Origin of the sequence: Burkholderia sp. JP2-270, from assembly GCF_003233675.1 — a bacterium.
Taxonomy (GTDB): Bacteria; Pseudomonadota; Gammaproteobacteria; order Burkholderiales; family Burkholderiaceae; genus Burkholderia; species Burkholderia pyrrocinia_C.
Genome location: NZ_CP029824.1, coordinates 3,564,712 through 3,581,260 on the forward strand (window position 1 = coordinate 3,564,712; position 16,549 = coordinate 3,581,260).

The following is a 16,549-nucleotide window of genomic DNA, read 5'->3' on the forward strand; positions in this document are numbered from 1 at the left end:
GGTTCGGTCCCGGGCCGCCCGGGTCCGCATCGCCGCCGTTTTCTGCCAATCGCCGGCCGCCCTGCGCGAACCGCGACGTATACCGGCAAGCCGCTCCATGAGCGCGTTGCCGCCCGGTCGGGCGGTCGGCCTTTCAGCGCTTCACTGCCTCGTCGATGACGGGGCGACGCCCCGGCCCCATTTCCAACCGCAGCCTGTCCCGTCGGTCGGTCGATTCCGAGATCTTCGGTCCATCGATACGATTCCCCGTCGCATCCGCTCGTCGACCCGCGGGCCCGATCCTCGGCCGAACGGCCAACGACGCGCACGCGTCATCCCGTCGCGCTAAGATGCGTCGACAGCGGTTTCAACGCCGCAACGCACGACGCGCCGCGTACCGGCCGCCCCTTTTCCCACAGGAGTCGTTCCCATGTCCATCTCGATGTACCAGGCTTCGCTGCCCGTCCTGATCCGCGGCCTGACCAACCTGCAGCACATCCTCGGCAAGGCACAGGCGCATGCGGCCGAGAAGCAGATCGACCCGTCGGTGTTCGTCGGCGCGCGCCTCTACCCGGACATGCTGCCGCTCGTCCGCCAGGTCTACATCGCGACCGATACGGCCAAGGGCTGCGCCGCGCGGCTCGCCGGCGCCGAGATCCCGAGCTACCCGGACGTCGAGCAGACCTTCGACGAACTGCACGCGCGCATCCAGAAGACGATCGACTACCTGAAAAGCTTCGACGCCGCGCAGATCGACGGCAGCGAGGCGCGCCAGATCGTGCTGAAGATGCGCGTCGGCCCGATCGAGTTCACCGGCCAGTCGTACCTGCTGAACTTCGTGCTGCCCAATTTCTTCTTCCACGTGACGACCGCGTACGACATCCTGCGCCACAGCGGCGTCGAGCTCGGCAAGCTCGACTACCTCGGCAGGCTCGACGAGCACGCGTGACGCGTGGCCGGGCACAGCCCGGCCCGCAACCGCTCGCACCCGCGTGCAGGCAACGCACGGCGGCCCGGCCGGGCCTGCCGCGCAGGCCGGCTGCACCGCCTTCCGGAGCGCTTGCCGGCCGAGCGCAAGCCGCGCCAGCCGAAACGCCGTCCGGCTGGCGTAAAATACGCACTTTCCTCTTTCTCGCCCCCTTATGACGCTCGCCTCCACGCTCGACATCATCGCCGAGCTGAAAGCCGGCCGGATGGTGATCCTGGTCGACGAAGAAGACCGCGAAAACGAGGGCGACCTCGTGATCGCCGCCGAATTCGTCACACCGGAAGCGATCAACTTCATGGCCAGGTACGGCCGCGGCCTGGTTTGTCTGACGTTGACGCAGGAACGCTGCAAGCAGCTGCACCTGCCGCTGATGACCTACCGCAACGGCACGCAGTACGGCACCGCGTTCACGGTCAGCATCGAAGCGGCCGAAGGCGTGACGACCGGCATCTCGGCCGCCGACCGCGCGCACACGATCGCCACGGCCGTCGCGCACGACGTGCGTCCCGAGCACATCGTGCAGCCGGGCCACGTGTTCCCGATCATGGCGCAGCCGGGCGGCGTGCTCGTGCGCGCGGGCCACACCGAGGCCGGCTGCGACTTCACCGCGCTCGCGGGCCTCACGCCGGCCGCGGTGATCTGCGAGATCATCAAGGACGACGGCACGATGGCGCGCCTGCCCGACCTGATCGAATTCGCGAAGGAACACGGTCTGAAGATCGGCACGATCGCCGACCTGATCCACTATCGCAGCCGCACCGAATCGATCATCGAGCGGATCGCCGAGCGTACGATGCAGACCGCGCACGGCACGTTCCGCGCGGTGCTGTACCGCGACCAGCCGAGCGGTTCGCCGCACATCGCGCTGGTGCGCGGCACGCCGTCGCCCGACGTCGATACGCCGGTGCGCGTGCACGAGCCGCTGTCGGTGCTCGACCTGCTCGAAACGGGCGTGTCGACCCACTCGTGGACGCTCGACGCCGCGATGCGCGAGATCGCGGAACGCGACCTCGGCGTGATCGTGCTGCTCAACTGCGGCGACACGAAGGAACACCTGATCGACGTCTTCAAGGCGTTCGACGAGGAAGAAAAGGCCGCTGCGCTGAAGCGCCGGCCGGTCGATTTCAAGACGTTCGGCATCGGCGCGCAGATCCTGCGCGATGTCGGCGTCGGCAAGATGCAGGTGCTGTCGAATCCGCGCAAGCTGGGCAGCATGTCCGGCTACGGCCTCGAAGTCACGGGCTTCATTCCGATGCCCGGCGGCGAAGCCAAGTCCTGCCCGGCGTCCCACGCGTAACCCGCCACGGCGCTTTCGCCCTATAACCGTTCATCCACACCACGGACAAGATCATGGAAATCGGACAATACCAACCGAATCTCGAAGGCGACGGCCTGCGTATCGGCATCGTGCAATCGCGCTTCAACGAGCCCGTGTGCAACGGTCTCGCCGACGCGTGCGTCGAAGAACTGGAGCGCCTCGGCGTCACCGGTGAAGACGTGCTGCTCGTGTCGGTGCCCGGCGCGCTGGAAATCCCGCTCGCGCTGCAGAAGCTGGCGGAAAGCGGCCAATTCGACGCGCTGATCGCACTCGGCGCGGTGATCCGCGGCGAGACCTACCACTTCGAGCTCGTGTCGAACGAGAGCGGCGCGGGCATCACCCGCATCGGCCTCGACTTCAACCTGCCGATCGCGAACGCGGTCCTGACGACCGAAAACGACGAGCAGGCCGTCGCGCGCATGACCGAAAAAGGTCGTGACGCTGCGCGCGTCGCCGTCGAGATGGCCAACCTGACGATGGCGCTCGACCAGCTCGGCGACGATGACGAGGACGAAGAAGAGGACGAAGACGACGAAGAGGAGCGCGCATGAAGAAGAGCGCCCGCCGACAATCGCGCGAGCTGGCGACGCAGGGCCTGTATCAGTGGCTGCTGTCGAGCGCGCCCTCCGGCGAGATCGACGCGCAACTGCGCGGCGCGCTCGGTTACGACAAGGCTGACAAGGAGCTGCTCGAAGCCATCCTGCACGGCGTGATCCGCGAGCACGCGACGCTCGTCGAAGCGCTGACGCCGTCGCTGGACCGTCCGATCGAGCAGTTGTCGCCGGTCGAACGCGCCGTGCTGCTGATCGCGACGTTCGAGCTCACGCACCACGTCGAAACGCCGTATCGCGTGATCATCAACGAAGCTGTCGAACTCGCGAAGACGTTCGGCGGCTCCGACGGCTACAAGTACGTGAACGGCGTGCTCGACAAGCTCGCCGCGAAGCTGCGCCCCGCCGAAACGCAGGCGCGCCGCAACGGCTGATGCCGTTTGTTTGTCCACGGGCGCGCAAGCGCCCGTTTTTCATTCTCTCCCCCGCCCCGCCCGACCAATGAATACCACCGCCGATTCGCTCGTCACGCTCGCCGCACGCGTCGACGCGATCCAGCCCTTCTATGTGATGGAACTGATGAAGGAGGCACAGCGGCTCGAGTCCTCCGGGCGCGATGTTATCCACATGGGCATCGGCGAACCGGATTTCACCGCGCCGGAGCCTGTCGTCGAAGCGGCCGCGGCCGCGCTGCGCCGCGGCGTCACGCAGTACACGAGCGCACTCGGCATTGCGCCGCTGCGCGAAGCGATCGCCGCGCACTACGCGCGCGCATATGGCCTCACGATCAGCCCCGAACGGATCGTCGTGACGGCCGGCGCATCGGCCGCGCTACTGCTCGCGTGCCTCGCGCTCGTCGGCCGCGACGACGAGGTGCTGATGCCCGACCCGTCGTATCCGTGCAACCGGCACTTCGTCGCGGCGGCCGAAGGCCGCGCAGTGCTCGTGCCGAGCGGCCCGGACGCGCGCTTCCAGCTCACCGAGGACGACGTCCGCACGCGCTGGAGCGACCGCACGCGCGGCGTGCTGCTCGCGTCGCCGTCGAACCCGACCGGCACGTCGCTCGAGCCGGACGAACTGAAGCGGATTGTCGAAGCCGTGCGCGCACGCGGCGGTTTCACGATCGTCGACGAGATCTACCAGGGGCTCAGCTACGACGCGGCGCCCGTGTCGGCGCTGTCGTTCGGCGACGATGTCGTCACCGTGAACAGCTTCTCCAAGTATTTCAGCATGACCGGCTGGCGGCTCGGCTGGCTCGTCGTGCCGCCCGCGCTGGTCGGCACGTTCGAAAAGCTTGCGCAGAACCTGTTCATCTGCCCGTCCGCACTCGCGCAGCACGCGGCGCTCGCGTGCTTCGAGCCGGCCACGCTCGACATCTACGAGGCACGCCGGCTCGAATTCAAGCGTCGCCGCGATTTCATCGCACCGGCGCTCGAACGGCTCGGTTTCACGGTTCCGGTGATGCCGGACGGCGCGTTCTACGTATATGCGCATTGCGGCGGCGTCGCCCACCCGGCAGCCGGCGACAGCGCCGCGCTCACGCAGGCGATGCTGCACGACGCGGGCGTCGTGCTGGTGCCCGGCATGGACTTCGGCGTCCATGCGCCGCGAGACTATATCCGTCTGTCCTATGCGACGGCCTACTCGCGGCTCGAGGAGGCGGTCGATCGGCTCGCAACACTGTTCGGGCAGCACTGACGCCGCGGCCGGCACACCGGCCGTTTCGCGCACCGCAAAAGGAAAAGGCACCCGATCGGGTGCCTTTCTCATTTCCAGCCGGCCGGAACCGCGCGGTACGCAATACGTTACGCGCCGAGCTCCGAATGGTCGGCGCCGTGCGACTGCTTCACGGTATCGACGCTCGCGTCGTTCTGCGGCGACGCGTCCTTCGACGCCGTCGTCTTCGTCGACGTCGCGGTTTCGAGCGTCGCATGCACACGCTTCGCGCCGCCTGCCGCTGCCGTCACGGCAGCGGTCGTGACGATCGGCTTCGCCGGCTGCGCAGGCGCCTGCGGTGCATTGACCGGCACGCTGCGACCGTGCGACACGTCGCGCAGCCGGCCGCGCTCGGCCATCACCTTCGCGCCGTATGCGTTGTCGTCAGGGTTCGTCGAGCCGTTGTACAGGCGCAGGCCGTTCGCGAGCGAGCCGCCGCGGGCGATGCAGTCCTTCAGCACGAGCGCGCCGACCTGGAGGTTCGCGAGCGGCTGCAGCGCGGTATCGGTGCCGCCGAAATACTCGAACTTGTCGGAATGGACCTTCGACATGACCTGCATCAGGCCCTTCGCGCCGACGCCGCTTTCGGCATACGGGTTGAAGCCCGATTCGATCGCCATCACGGACAGCAGCAGCAGCGGATCGAGACCGACGTCACGGCCGGTCTGGAACGCGGCCTTGACGAGCTGTCCGAGCGGCTCCTGGGCGATGCGGTAACGGCGCGACAGATAGGTCGCGACGAGCGCCTGTTCGCGGTTCGACGCGAGCGCACGATCGTCGCGCGCGTCGGCCGGCACCCGCTGGGTCGGGATCAGTTTCGCGAGCGCGACGGGCGACGGGCCGTTGCGGGCCGGATCGGACGCATCGCCCTGCGCGGCGGCTTCCGGTGCGACATCGAGGCCGACCGCAAGCGCGTCCGTTTCGGGGCTCTCTTCCTGCTGCGGCTGCGCGCCGGCAGGCGCGAAGTTCGGCAGCGGATGGCCGGACAGCAAACGGGCAGGCCCGGCCTGCACGGCCGCGGATACGACCGGCATCAGCTTCGCGGCAAGCGTGCCGCGTACGGTTGGCAGCAGCCACAGTGCAAGCGCAACCGCGACAGCGAGACAGCCGACAACGCTGAATAGATGGTGACTGACACGCGTCCCGCGACGCAGCATGTTGCGCACGATTTGCGCATGCTGCTCAGTGGGACGCCACGATAACCAAGCGTTCATTCAGATCATCTCCCATGAACATGACTCGTGCGGCTCGCTCAGCTCGATGGCGAGACAAAAACGCGCCGCGGAATCACGACGCCGCACGCCTTGGTTGGGACGTGCAAGCATCGGGGAAACGGTATAAGTACCGTTCGAGGCCACGGTGTAAGAAGGCCGACGCCTTCGCACACTGGGCGAGACGGGCATACGCGGTGGCACCCACGCAAAAAACCAGCGTCTGGTAGCGCTGGCTGGGACTACGACTAAGGCCGTCGAATACGCCGTGCAGGGTTCGGCGGACGGTGACGCGCTGCGTCAAAGATCGGTGATTGGCGGCTCGAAGCCTTTTACCCTGCAACCAATGTGAGCGGATTCTAGCAGGGTTTTATAGATCGTCAACACTATAAAATCTCAAAATCATAACAAAAAGTAATTTAAAGCCGCCCTTCAGATCGGGAGCCCCTTGCCGTAGGGGTTTGCGCGCGGTCGACTTTTTTCGCGGCCGGGCGTCCATGCGCCGGGCCGGGTAAAATCGTCGGTCGATTCGGGGCCGCAGCCGGCCGCTGCGCCCGCCCACCGTCGCCCGCCATGCGGGCGGCCCGGACCTTCTTCATGAAATACAAAGACTTACGCGATTTCATCCAGCGCCTCGAGGCGCTCGGCGAGCTGCGGCGCGTCACGCAACCCGTGTCGCCCGTGCTCGAAATGACCGAGCTGTGCGACCGCGTGCTGCGCGCCGGCGGCCCTGCGCTGCTGTTCAACGCGCCGCCCGGCAATGCGTTTCCCGTGCTCGGCAACCTGTTCGGCACGCCGCGCCGCGTCGCGCTCGGGATGGGCGTCGATGCGGGCGACGACGCCGCGCTCGGCTCGCTGCGCGATCTCGGGCGCCTGCTGTCCGCACTGAAGGAGCCCGACCCGCCGAAGAGCCTGAAGGACGCCGGCAAGCTGCTGTCGCTCGCGAAGGCCGTATGGGACATGGCGCCGAAGTCGGTGTCGTCGCCGCCGTGCCAGGAGATCGTCTGGGAAGGCGCCGACGTCGATCTGCACAAGCTGCCGATTCAGACCTGCTGGCCCGGCGACGCGGGGCCGCTCGTCACGTGGGGCCTGACGGTCACGCGCGGTCCGAACAAGGCGCGCCAGAACCTCGGCATCTACCGCCAGCAGCTGATCGGCCGCAACAAGCTGATCATGCGCTGGCTCGCGCATCGCGGCGGCGCGCTCGACTTCCGCGAATTCGCGCTGCAGAACCCCGGCAAGCCGTATCCGGTCGCGGTCGTGCTCGGTGCCGATCCGGCCACGACGCTCGGCGCGGTGACGCCCGTGCCCGATTCGCTGTCCGAGTATCAGTTCGCCGGCCTGCTGCGCGGCAGCCGCACCGAGCTCGCCAAGTGCCTGACGCCCGGCGTCGACACGCTGCAGGTGCCCGCGCGCGCGGAGATCGTGCTCGAAGGCTTCATCCATCCGCAGGACGGCACCCCTGCCCCCGCTCCGGCCGGCGCGCCCCCGCGTCCGGCCGGCAACGCGTCCGCCGCGTACGAGCACGCGCTCGAAGGGCCGTACGGCGACCACACCGGCTATTACAACGAGCAGGAGTGGTTTCCGGTATTCACCGTCGAGCGCATCACGATGCGCCGCGACGCGATCTACCACTCGACCTACACGGGCAAACCACCCGACGAACCCGCGGTGCTCGGCGTCGCGCTCAACGAGGTATTCGTGCCGCTGCTGCAGAAGCAGTTCACGGAGATCACCGACTTCTACCTGCCGCCCGAAGGCTGCAGCTACCGGATGGCCATCGTCCAGATGAGGAAGAGCTACGCGGGCCACGCGAAGCGCGTGATGTTCGGCGTGTGGAGCTTCCTGCGGCAGTTCATGTATACGAAGTTCATCGTGGTCGTCGACGAGGACGTGAACATCCGCGACTGGAAGGAAGTGATCTGGGCGATCACGACGCGCGTCGACCCCGTGCGCGACACGGTGATGGTCGACAGCACGCCGATCGACTATCTCGATTTCGCGTCGCCGGTTGCCGGTCTCGGCTCGAAGATGGGGCTCGACGCGACCAACAAGTGGCCCGGCGAGACGAACCGCGAATGGGGCCGTCCGATCGAGATGGACGCGGCCGTGAAGGCGCGCGTCGACCGGCTCTGGCAGGAGATCGGACTCTGAGGCAGTAGCCGGCGCCCGCCGGCCCGTGCATCGCACCCACCACCAGAACGACGAAGATGAGCTTTCCTCCCGCCTCGATGCTGTCCGACGGTTTCTTCCTGTCGCTGTCGCTGTGTCTCGACATCGGCCTCGTGAATGTCGCGATGCTGTCGCTGACGCTGTCGCACGGCTTCCGGCCGGGCTTCTGGCTCGGCGTCGGCTCGTGCGTCGGCGACCTCCTCTACGCGGCGCTCGCGCTCGCGGGGATGGCCGTGCTGCTGCAGTTCGAGGCCGTGCGCTGGATCGTCTGGATCGGCGGCGGCGCGGTGCTGCTGTTCCTCACGTGGAAAATGGCGCGCGAAGCGCTCGCGCCGGCCAGGGCGGCCGACGACGACGCTGACGCGGCACCGCCGCCGCGCGCAAGCGCGCGGCGCAGTTTCCTGCGCGGGATGCTGCTCGCGATGTCGTCGCCGAGCGCGATCCTGTGGTTCGCGGCGGTCGGCGGCGCGCTGATCGCGAAAGCCGGCGCGACCACGCCGGCCACCGCGTCGGTGTTCCTGTCGGGCTTCTTCCTCGGCGGCCTCGCGTGGACGCTCTTCATGTGCACGCTCGCGAGCCAGGGCCGCAAGCGCGCGGGCGCCGGGCTGATGCGCGCGTGCCACATCGCGTCGGCGCTGCTGTTCGCGTATTTCTCGTACAGCGTGATCGTCGGCGGCTACCGCGACCTGATCGTGCACGCGGCGTAAGCGAAGCCGGCCTGCGCGGGCCGCGTGTCGTTGCGGCAACCCCAATGAAAAACGGCGCAGCGCCCCTCGCGGGACGTTGCGCCGTTTTGCCACGCGCGATCAGGCCGCGCGGGACGGATCAGCGACGCCAGTAGCCGTGATGGCCCCAGCCGCCGTAACCATGACGCCAGTATGGACGACCGTAGTAACCGCCGTAGCCGCCGACGACCACGGCAGGCGGCGGCGCATAGTAGGCCGGTGCCGGCGCGTAGTAGACGGGCGGAGGCGGCGGCGCGTAATACACGGGCGGCGGCGGTGCATAGACGGGATACGCGGGTGCAACCGGGATACCGATGCCGACCCCGATCGACACGTGAGCCTGCGCGGCGCTTGCGGCACCCAGACCCAGCGCGGCGGCGGCGATGAACGGAATGAGCTTTTTCACTTCGATTCTCCTGCTGGAGCGGTATTTTATGCGCTCCTGTCGGCAACGGCGGGCATGCACGTCGCATGCAAGCAATGTAGCGAAAACCCGCCTCTCGCGTGTTTCGCATTTGTTGCAAATTGCAATTGCATGCGGCCGTAGCCGCCGTGCGGCGTGGCTTCCGAGGATTGCGGCAACCCTTGCGGGTCGCGCGATTCCGTCCGACGAGACGGGGCGCAACGCAATGGCCGGTCAGTCTTACCGGATACGGCACGCGCGGCGAGCGCGCGAGCGTAATGAACGATTACAAATTTGAAACAGGACGCCGACGATTCAAGAGGAACGCGCGGCGCAACATGTTTCGGGGTCGGATTCACCGATCGGAATTCGACCGTAATGCCGGCCGCAAGTACGCGTGCGAATCGTGCCGCCCCACCGGTAACGAATACATGCGTCCGCGCGGTAATCGACCTTCCACGACCGCACCTTCATTCCTGCGATACTGGCGGCTGCTTCGTTTTCGCTTACGTCCGCCGCCATGCCTCTTCCCGACACACCCCGTCTCGGTTTCATCGGCGCCGGCCGCCTCGCGCGCTGCGTCGCACAGCGCTTCGCGCAGGCCGGCTTTCCCGTCGTCGCGATCGCGAGCCGGACGCCCGAATCGGCCGCGGCGCTCGCCGCGCGCATCGCCGGCTGCCGGGCCGTCGACACGCCGCAGCAGGTCGCCGACGCCGCCGACCTGATCTTCCTGACGGTCCCCGACGACCATCTCGCGTCGACCGCCGCGGCGCTCCGCTTCGATGCGTCGCGCGCCGCCAGCCAGGCAATCGTCCATTGCAGCGGCGCGTCGGCGGTCGCGCTGCTCGATCCGGCGAAACGGCAAGGCGCGGCCACCGGCGGCTTCCATCCGCTCTACCTGTTCGGCGGCACCGACGCCGACCTCGCACGCATCGACGGCTGCTCGGTCACGATCGAAGCCGACGGCGCGCTGCACGCGACGCTGATGCGACTTGCTGCCGCACTCGGCTGCCATCCGCTGTCGATTCCGCCCGGCGGCCGGATGCTCTATCACGCAGCCGCACACTACGCGGCGAGCTTCGCGCTGTGCGGGCTGTCGGAAGCGGTCGAGCTGTGGCGCGGCCTCGGTTTCGATGAGGAAGCCGCGCTGCGCGCACTGCTGCCGATGCTCGCCGGCACGATCGAAACCGCGCGCGACAAGGGGCTCGCGAACGCGCTCGCCGGCCCCGTGTCGCGCGGCGATACGGGCATCGTCGAACGCCAGCTCGCGCTGCTCGAAGCGCGCGGCGGCGATCACGCGACGCTGTACGCGCTGATGACGCGCCGCGCGGTCGCGCTCGCGGCGAAGCGTGCCGCGCCGCCGGCGTCGCTGCCGGCGCTCGCCGAAGCCGTCGAAACGTCGCTCGCGCGCACGGCCTCGCCCCCCTCCCCGTCGCGAGACGAGGCGTGATAAGGTGTCGGCCGATGCGCCGCCATCCGGCGTTGGCGGCCGCACGCTACTCGACTGTATAAAAAGGATGCCAACGATGTTCGGCGAGATCGCCCGTTTTCTGCTCAATACCGTCTTCACGCTGTTCGGCGCCGCGCTGATCCTGCGCGTCTGGATGCAGGCCGTCCGCGTGCCGCCGTACAACCCCGTCACGCAGGCCGTGCTGCAGGCGACCAACTGGCTCGTGCTGCCGCTGCGCCGCGTGATCGCGGGCGTACGCGGCATCGACTGGGCCAGCGTCGTCGCCGCGCTGCTGACCGCGCTCGTCTATGTCGTGCTGATGGTCGTGATGGCCGGCTTCGATCCGGCCGCGGCGATCCCGACGCTCGTCGTGGTCGCGCTGCTCACCGTCGTGAAGTGGGCGCTCAACCTCGTGATCTGGATGACGATCCTGATGGCGCTGCTGTCGTGGCTCAACCCGCGCTCGCCGGCGATGCCGATCCTCTTCCAGCTCACCGCACCGTTCCTGAACCCGCTGCGCCGCATCATCCCGAACCTCGGCGGCATCGACCTGTCGCCGATCCTGCTGTTCGTGATCGTGCAGGTGCTGCTGATGATCGTCACGCGCGCCGCCGTGTCGCTGACGATCTTCGGCATCTGACTGACGCTGCCCCTACGCCGCCGGCCCCTGCGCCGGCGGCGCGCCGAGCGTGTCGATCACGCCGAAGCGCGCCGGAATCATCGCGTAGCACACGCGCACTTTCTCGCGCGACAACCGTTCGAGCAAACGCTGCGCCTCGTCCTCGGTGACGATGAATTCGACCTCGATCGCAAGCGAACCCTGCAGCTCGAAGAAGCGGTCCTCGTGCAGCACGCGATGCTGGCCGAAGCCGGCCATCGCGCGAAATGCGGAACCGCCCGCGACGCCCATCCGGTTCGCCTCCTCCAGCAGCCATTCCCACAGCGGCTTCCAGTGCAGCCGATGCTGCTCGTGCACATAGAAACGCAAGAAGACCTTGTCCATCGCTCCCTCCGATGGCGGCACGCTCAAGCCGCCGCGAGCCACGCGCGCGCGGTCCACATGCCGAGCGCCGTCAGCGCGAACGATCCAGTCAAGTGTAGGGCAGCCACCGCAAACGCCCATCCGAATTCGCCCTGCAACGCATGCGTCATCACTTCGACCGAATAGGTCGAAAACGTCGTGAGGCCGCCGAGGAAACCCGTGATCACGAACAGCCGCCATTCGGGCGGCAGCCCGACGCGGGTCGTGAACACGACGGCGGCAATGCCGATCACGTAGCCGCCGATCAGGTTCGCGGCGAGCGTGCCGAGCGGCACCTCGGGAAAGAATTCGTTGAGCGCGAGGCTCAGGAACCAGCGCAGCACCGCGCCGAGCCCGGCGCCGACGAAGATCGCGACGATCGAATAGAACAAGGGCACTCCTCGCTGACGACGCCGCGTGGCGGATGCGGCCTACGCTGAACTGTATGCGGAATCGCGCCGTGGCGGCAACGCCGGCGGAACGGGCCGTCGTGCGCCGGATCGTGTCGCACGGGCACGATGCATTTCATTATTCCCGCGAATCCGTCGCACTCGATATTTTCCGACGCATTACGCAGGATATTACAAATCAATTAAAAACCAATTGATTATCCATCAGCGTTTTCAAAATTCGGCAACGCAGCTTCATCCGCTGCACGCCCACCTTGAAAAACCCATATTTCACGGGGCTTCCGCGGAGTTTCCCTTATCAGACATTCCCGTATCCGGCCGATATTCCATGCAATTGACTTCGCCGATTTTGTAGACTTGTTCCGCCACCCCACTCCATCGACATGGAGACTCGAAAAATGAACAATATTCGCCTGTCAGCCATGTTGATTCCGGCGCTGTGCGCATCGCTGCTCGCATCGAATGTCGCGCTCGCCGACGGCAACGGACCGCCGTCCTACGTCGAAGGCAACCGCGCGCCGAAAGGATACGCGCGCCCGCCGTTTCACACGAAGCCGCGCGCGAGCACGGCTTCGATATCCGGCCTCACGCCCGCGCTCACCCGACACGCGTACGGGTTCGACTCGATCGCCAACCAGGGCGACGGGATGGTTGTCGCGATCGTCGACGCGTACGACGACCCGAAGATCGAGGCCGATCTCGGCGTGTTCAGCAACGCGTTCTCGCTGCCGGCCTGCACGTCGTCGAACGGCTGCTTCACCAAGGTGTATGCGCGCGGTACGCGGCCCAGGACCGATTCGGGCTGGGCGCTCGAGATGTCGCTCGATGTCGAATGGGTGCATGCGATCGCGCCAAAGGCGAAGATCGTGCTCGTCGAGGCCGCGTCGGCCAGCTTCAGCGACCTGCTGGCCGCGGTCGACGTCGCGGTCAAGCGCGGCGCGTCGGTCGTATCGATGAGTTTCGGCGGCAGCGAGTTCAGCAGCGAGGCCGGCTTCGACAGCCACTTCAACGTCGCGGGCGTCACGTTCGTCGCGTCGTCCGGCGACAGCGGCGCCGGGACCGATTACCCGGCGGCGTCGCCGTACGTATTGGCGGTGGGCGGCACGACGTTGTCCATCGATGCGTACGGCAGCTACGTCGGCGAGGCGGCGTGGAGCGGCAGCGGCGGCGGCGTGAGCACCGTCGAGGCCGAGCCGGCCGGCCAGACCGCATGGCCGGTTCCGGTCGCCGGCAAGCGCGGCGTGCCCGACGTCAGCTACGACGCGAATCCGTCCACCGGCTTCGCGGTGTACGACTCGGTCGCCTACCAGGGGCAGGCGGGCTGGTTCCAGGTCGGCGGCACGAGCGCGGGCGCGCCGCAATGGTCGGCGCTCGTCGCGATCGCGAATTCGCTGCGCGCGGCGGCCGGCAAGAGCCGGTTGAGCGGCACCTACGACTCGCTCTATACGGTCGGCAAAACCGCATACGGCAGCGACTTTCACGACGTGACGACCGGGTCCAACGGCAATTGCGGCAGCATCTGCAACGCAGCGGGCGGCTACGACTACGTGACGGGTCTCGGTTCGCCGCAAGCACCGTCGCTCGTGCAGGCGCTCGTCGCCCAGCCGTAACCACCCGAGCGTCGCCGGTCGGTCCACGGCGCGGCGTTCAGCCGCCGCGCCATGCGCGGTCAAGCACGGTCAGCGTCGCCAGCGCACCGCCCTTCAACCCGATCACGTCCGAGCGGCGCGCATGCGCTTCGCGCGCGTTGATGCGGATCACGTCGGCGCCGAGCCGTTCGCTCAACAGGCGCACGGTCGGAATCGCGGTGCCCGCGCCGATCTCGACCACGGCGACACGGCCGGCCTGCACGATCCAGTCTTCCAGCGCACGTTCCTGCGCGTCGTAGCGCGCACCGAGCCAGCCGGTGTCGCCGAACATCAGGATGTTCGGCCTCGCGAGGCCGCCGCAGTGCGGGCAGCGCGGCGCTTCGCCGACCAGCCGGCAGGTGGCTTCGTCGACGTCCGGCACGAACGGCGCCGCATCCCACGTATCGTCCGAGCACGGCCGCAGGCACTGCATCGCGTGAATCGAGCCATGGATCTCGACGATCCGCGCCGGGTCGAAACCGGCTTTCTGGAACTGGCCGTCGACGTTGCTCGTCAGCACGAAGCCGCCATTCGGCATCGCGTCGATCCAGCGACGCAGGATCGCGAAACCCGCATGCGGCACCGTCGCGCGGTAAAGCGCGAGACGGTGCCCGTAGAACCCCCACGCGAGTTGCGCACGCGCACGGAACGCGTGCGGCGACGCGATCTCGTGGAATTCGAAACGCTCGTGGCGCAGCGCCGGATACGCGCGCCAGAAACCGTCCGTGCCACGAAAATCGGGCAACCCGGAATCGACGCCGATGCCCGCGCCGGCCGTCACGAGCAACGCGTCGGCGCGCGCGAGCACGTCAACGGCGGCAGCGACGAGATCGGCGGAAAGCTGCGCGGCGGCAGCGGTGGAATCGTCGGGATCGGGAAACGGCATGATGGGGCGGCGGTAACGTCGAACGGTGCGCGGGCGGCGTCGCGATCATACGCCGGTTCGGGCGCGACACCATATGTGCAATGCAAAGACATGACGCGATCGCAACGTCGTGATTCCGCGCGGCGCCGGGCTTTTCTCGCTGCCGCCGACGCAGCGAAGCCCGGGCGACGTCGCGATCCGCCACCTCCCCACCTGCTCAGCTATCCGAATCGTCTTGCGCGACCGGAATCTCGTCGATCGCGAAATAGACCGGCTTGCCAAGCTGCCGCGCGAGGCTGACGTCCGCATCGGCGCCACGCGACGCGCCGTCGATCCGCCATACCGCATCGCAGCGCTGCAGCAGCCGGTGCGCGGCCGGATACAGGAACGCCTCGCTGATTTCGTCGCCGATCTGTCGCGACCCGGCCGCAACCGCGAGCGGCAGCGACACCCACTCGCCGATCATCGGCACATGCCCGCGGCGATATACGGCGAGCGCCGCCGCTTCCAGACGGTGCAGGTTCGCGGCGATGCGCGCGGGGTCGCCGTCCGTGCCGCTGCGATAAGGGCCGGCAACCAGCACGAGCAGCGGCGTCATGCCGCGCGCGCGCCGGCGGTTTCCCGCAGCGCGACGTACTGCAGCAGCATGATCGTCTTCGCGTCGAGGATCTCGCCGCGCTCGACCGCGTCCAGCGCGGCCTGCAGCGGCATCTCGACGACCTCGAGATCCTCGCCCTCTTCCGCGACGCCGCCGCCGTCGCCGGTGCGCAGCGACGCGTCGTATTCGCCGACGAAGAAATGCAGCTTCTCCGTCACGGACCCAGGGCTCATGAACGCCTCGAACACCTTGCGCACGCCCCGCACGCGATAGCCGGTCTCCTCCTCGGCCTCCGCGCGGATGCGTGCTTCGGGCGTCGCGTCGTCGAGCAGGCCGGCAGCCGCTTCGAGCAGCATGCCATCGTGCCCGCTGACGAACGCCGGCATCCGGAACTGCCGCGTCAGCAGCACGTCGCCCGTGCCGGCATTGCGCAGCAGGATGGTCGCGCCGTTGCCGCGGTCGTACGTCTCGCGGCTCAGGCGCTGCCACGTTCCGTCGCGGCGCAGGAAATCGAACGTCACCTTTTTCAGCACATACCAGTCATCGGACAGCACCGTCGTATCGACGATGCGCACGCGGTCCCGCGTTGCAGCCATCACAGCCTCCCATTCGACAAAAGACGGCGCCCATGGTAACGTGCATATTCGTGCAACTTCAAGAAATTTCGTGCAAACACGATGCTGACGACGCAACGCAAGAAAGCGATCCTCGATGCGCTCGCACGCGACGGCCAGGTGCTGGCGGTCGAATTGAGCGCGCAATTCGGCGTGTCCGAAGACACGATCCGCCGCGACCTGCGCGAGCTCGCGGCCGAAGGCCTGCTGCAGCGCGTGCATGGCGGCGCGCTGCCGGCGTCGCCGGCCGTCGCGCCGTTCGCGCAGCGCGAGGTGATCGAAACGGCAGAAAAGCGGCGCATCGCAAGGCGGGCCGCGCAGATGATCTCGCCGGGGCAAGTGGCGATCGTCGACGGCGGCACGACGTCGGCGCTGCTCGTCAGCCAGCTGCCGGCCGACCTGCGCGCGACGATCGTCACGCACAGCCCGAGCGTCGCCGTCGCGCTCGCCGCGCATCCGTCGATCGACGTGATCCTGATCGGCGGGCGGCTCTACAAGCATTCGATCGTCGCGGTCGGCGCCGCGGCGATGGAAGGCATCGCGCGCATCCACGCGGACCTGTACTTCATGGGCGTCACGGGCGTGCATCCGGCTGCGGGGCTCAGCACCGGCGACTTCGAGGAAGCGGCGATCAAGCGCGCGCTGGCCGAACGCGCGGCCGACACGGTCGTGCTCGCGTCGCAGTCGAAACTGCGCGCGGCGTCGCAGTTCGTGATCGGCGACATCACGCTCGCGCAGACCGTCGTGGTCGAGAAGGAAACCGAAGCCGCGCTGACGAAGCCGATCGAGGCCGCGGGCGTGACGGTCGTGCGCGCATAGCGGCGCCGGTTCGGTTCGAATCCGTGCGGTTGCGCACCGCATCGTGCTCATCGGATCGGTTGCGGGTTTTCGTCACGCCAC

Annotated in this window: 19 protein-coding genes; 12 read left to right on the forward strand and 7 right to left on the reverse strand. The window is 67.7% G+C overall.

Annotation, left to right across the window (positions count from 1 at the left end):
* Window positions 1-409 precede the first annotated feature (409 nt).
* The 5 genes from DM992_RS16875 to DM992_RS16895 all read left to right on the forward strand — a co-directional run bounded on the left by DM992_RS16875 (window position 410) and on the right by DM992_RS16895 (window position 4,534).
* Window positions 410-928 carry a DUF1993 domain-containing protein gene (locus tag DM992_RS16875; RefSeq protein ID WP_111017638.1) on the forward strand — a complete coding sequence of 173 codons (519 nt, stop codon included), beginning with the start codon at window positions 410-412 and terminating at the stop codon, window positions 926-928.
* 193 nt (window positions 929-1,121) lie between these two features.
* Entirely contained in the window at window positions 1,122-2,264 is a 1,143-nt protein-coding gene (ribBA, locus tag DM992_RS16880) for a bifunctional 3,4-dihydroxy-2-butanone-4-phosphate synthase/GTP cyclohydrolase II (RefSeq protein WP_111017639.1), read from the forward strand.
* 53 nt (window positions 2,265-2,317) lie between these two features.
* A complete protein-coding gene (ribH, locus tag DM992_RS16885) occupies window positions 2,318-2,836 on the forward strand; it encodes a 6,7-dimethyl-8-ribityllumazine synthase (protein ID WP_011351235.1) in 519 nt (172 codons plus the stop codon).
* Complete coding sequence (gene nusB / locus DM992_RS16890) at window positions 2,833-3,270, forward strand: transcription antitermination factor NusB (protein ID WP_034182947.1); 438 nt, start codon at window positions 2,833-2,835, stop codon at window positions 3,268-3,270. Before ribH ends, nusB begins: the two co-directional genes overlap by 4 nt.
* A gap of 67 nt (window positions 3,271-3,337) precedes the next feature.
* Window positions 3,338-4,534: a pyridoxal phosphate-dependent aminotransferase gene (locus DM992_RS16895; RefSeq protein ID WP_111017640.1), complete on the forward strand. Its 1,197-nt coding sequence runs from the start codon at window positions 3,338-3,340 to the stop codon at window positions 4,532-4,534.
* A gap of 107 nt (window positions 4,535-4,641) precedes the next feature.
* On the opposite strand, the gene DM992_RS16900 is transcribed toward DM992_RS16895, so the two are convergent.
* Window positions 4,642-5,766 (reverse strand): lytic transglycosylase domain-containing protein, encoded by a 1,125-nt coding sequence (locus DM992_RS16900; RefSeq protein WP_111017641.1) that lies wholly within the window; start codon window positions 5,764-5,766, stop codon window positions 4,642-4,644.
* Between the two features lie 594 nt (window positions 5,767-6,360).
* Here DM992_RS16900 and DM992_RS16905 point away from each other — a divergent pair.
* Window positions 6,361-7,917, forward strand: a complete 1,557-nt coding sequence (locus DM992_RS16905; protein WP_111017642.1) for a UbiD family decarboxylase — start codon at window positions 6,361-6,363, stop codon at window positions 7,915-7,917.
* Window positions 7,918-7,973: 56 nt separating this feature from the next.
* Window positions 7,974-8,642 carry a LysE family transporter gene (locus DM992_RS16910; RefSeq protein WP_111017643.1) on the forward strand — a complete coding sequence of 223 codons (669 nt, stop codon included), beginning with the start codon at window positions 7,974-7,976 and terminating at the stop codon, window positions 8,640-8,642.
* 118 nt (window positions 8,643-8,760) lie between these two features.
* On the opposite strand, the gene DM992_RS16915 is transcribed toward DM992_RS16910, so the two are convergent.
* A complete protein-coding gene (locus tag DM992_RS16915; RefSeq protein WP_027783774.1) occupies window positions 8,761-9,066 on the reverse strand; it encodes a hypothetical protein in 306 nt (101 codons plus the stop codon).
* A 517-nt stretch (window positions 9,067-9,583) separates the two neighbouring features.
* Between DM992_RS16915 and DM992_RS16925 the strand changes: the two genes are divergently transcribed.
* Window positions 9,584-10,513 (forward strand): DUF2520 domain-containing protein, encoded by a 930-nt coding sequence (locus DM992_RS16925; protein WP_111017644.1) that lies wholly within the window; start codon window positions 9,584-9,586, stop codon window positions 10,511-10,513.
* A 76-nt stretch (window positions 10,514-10,589) separates the two neighbouring features.
* The gene (locus tag DM992_RS16930; RefSeq protein ID WP_111017645.1) at window positions 10,590-11,153 is read left to right on the forward strand and encodes a YggT family protein; all 564 of its coding nucleotides are present in this window, start codon (window positions 10,590-10,592) and stop codon (window positions 11,151-11,153) included.
* 12 nt (window positions 11,154-11,165) lie between these two features.
* Here DM992_RS16930 and DM992_RS16935 read toward each other — a convergent pair whose 3' ends face one another.
* Together DM992_RS16935 and crcB are read right to left on the reverse strand one after the other, a co-directional pair.
* Window positions 11,166-11,516 carry a DUF190 domain-containing protein gene (locus DM992_RS16935; protein ID WP_111017646.1) on the reverse strand — a complete coding sequence of 117 codons (351 nt, stop codon included), beginning with the start codon at window positions 11,514-11,516 and terminating at the stop codon, window positions 11,166-11,168.
* Between the two features lie 23 nt (window positions 11,517-11,539).
* Window positions 11,540-11,926, reverse strand: a complete 387-nt coding sequence (gene crcB, locus DM992_RS16940; RefSeq protein WP_111017647.1) for a fluoride efflux transporter CrcB — start codon at window positions 11,924-11,926, stop codon at window positions 11,540-11,542.
* A gap of 68 nt (window positions 11,927-11,994) precedes the next feature.
* Between crcB and DM992_RS41700 the strand changes: the two genes are divergently transcribed.
* Window positions 11,995-12,141, forward strand: coding sequence for a hypothetical protein (locus tag DM992_RS41700; RefSeq protein WP_162631666.1), 147 nt, complete (start codon window positions 11,995-11,997; stop codon window positions 12,139-12,141).
* Window positions 12,142-12,342: 201 nt separating this feature from the next.
* Window positions 12,343-13,554, forward strand: a complete 1,212-nt coding sequence (locus DM992_RS16945; protein ID WP_111017648.1) for a S53 family peptidase — start codon at window positions 12,343-12,345, stop codon at window positions 13,552-13,554.
* A 37-nt stretch (window positions 13,555-13,591) separates the two neighbouring features.
* Here the strand turns inward: DM992_RS16945 and DM992_RS16950 are convergent, their stop codons facing one another.
* From DM992_RS16950 to DM992_RS16960, 3 genes are all read right to left on the reverse strand, one after another.
* Window positions 13,592-14,458: a Sir2 family NAD-dependent protein deacetylase gene (locus DM992_RS16950; RefSeq protein ID WP_111017649.1), complete on the reverse strand. Its 867-nt coding sequence runs from the start codon at window positions 14,456-14,458 to the stop codon at window positions 13,592-13,594.
* Between the two features lie 196 nt (window positions 14,459-14,654).
* Window positions 14,655-15,035, reverse strand: a complete 381-nt coding sequence (locus DM992_RS16955) for a DUF4406 domain-containing protein (RefSeq protein WP_111017650.1) — start codon at window positions 15,033-15,035, stop codon at window positions 14,655-14,657.
* Window positions 15,032-15,631: an NUDIX domain-containing protein gene (locus DM992_RS16960; protein WP_111017651.1), complete on the reverse strand. Its 600-nt coding sequence runs from the start codon at window positions 15,629-15,631 to the stop codon at window positions 15,032-15,034. Before DM992_RS16960 ends, DM992_RS16955 begins: the two co-directional genes overlap by 4 nt.
* Window positions 15,632-15,712: 81 nt before the next feature.
* Between DM992_RS16960 and DM992_RS16965 the strand changes: the two genes are divergently transcribed.
* Window positions 15,713-16,468, forward strand: a complete 756-nt coding sequence (locus tag DM992_RS16965; RefSeq protein WP_111017652.1) for a DeoR/GlpR family DNA-binding transcription regulator — start codon at window positions 15,713-15,715, stop codon at window positions 16,466-16,468.
* Window positions 16,469-16,549: the final 81 nt, after the last annotated feature.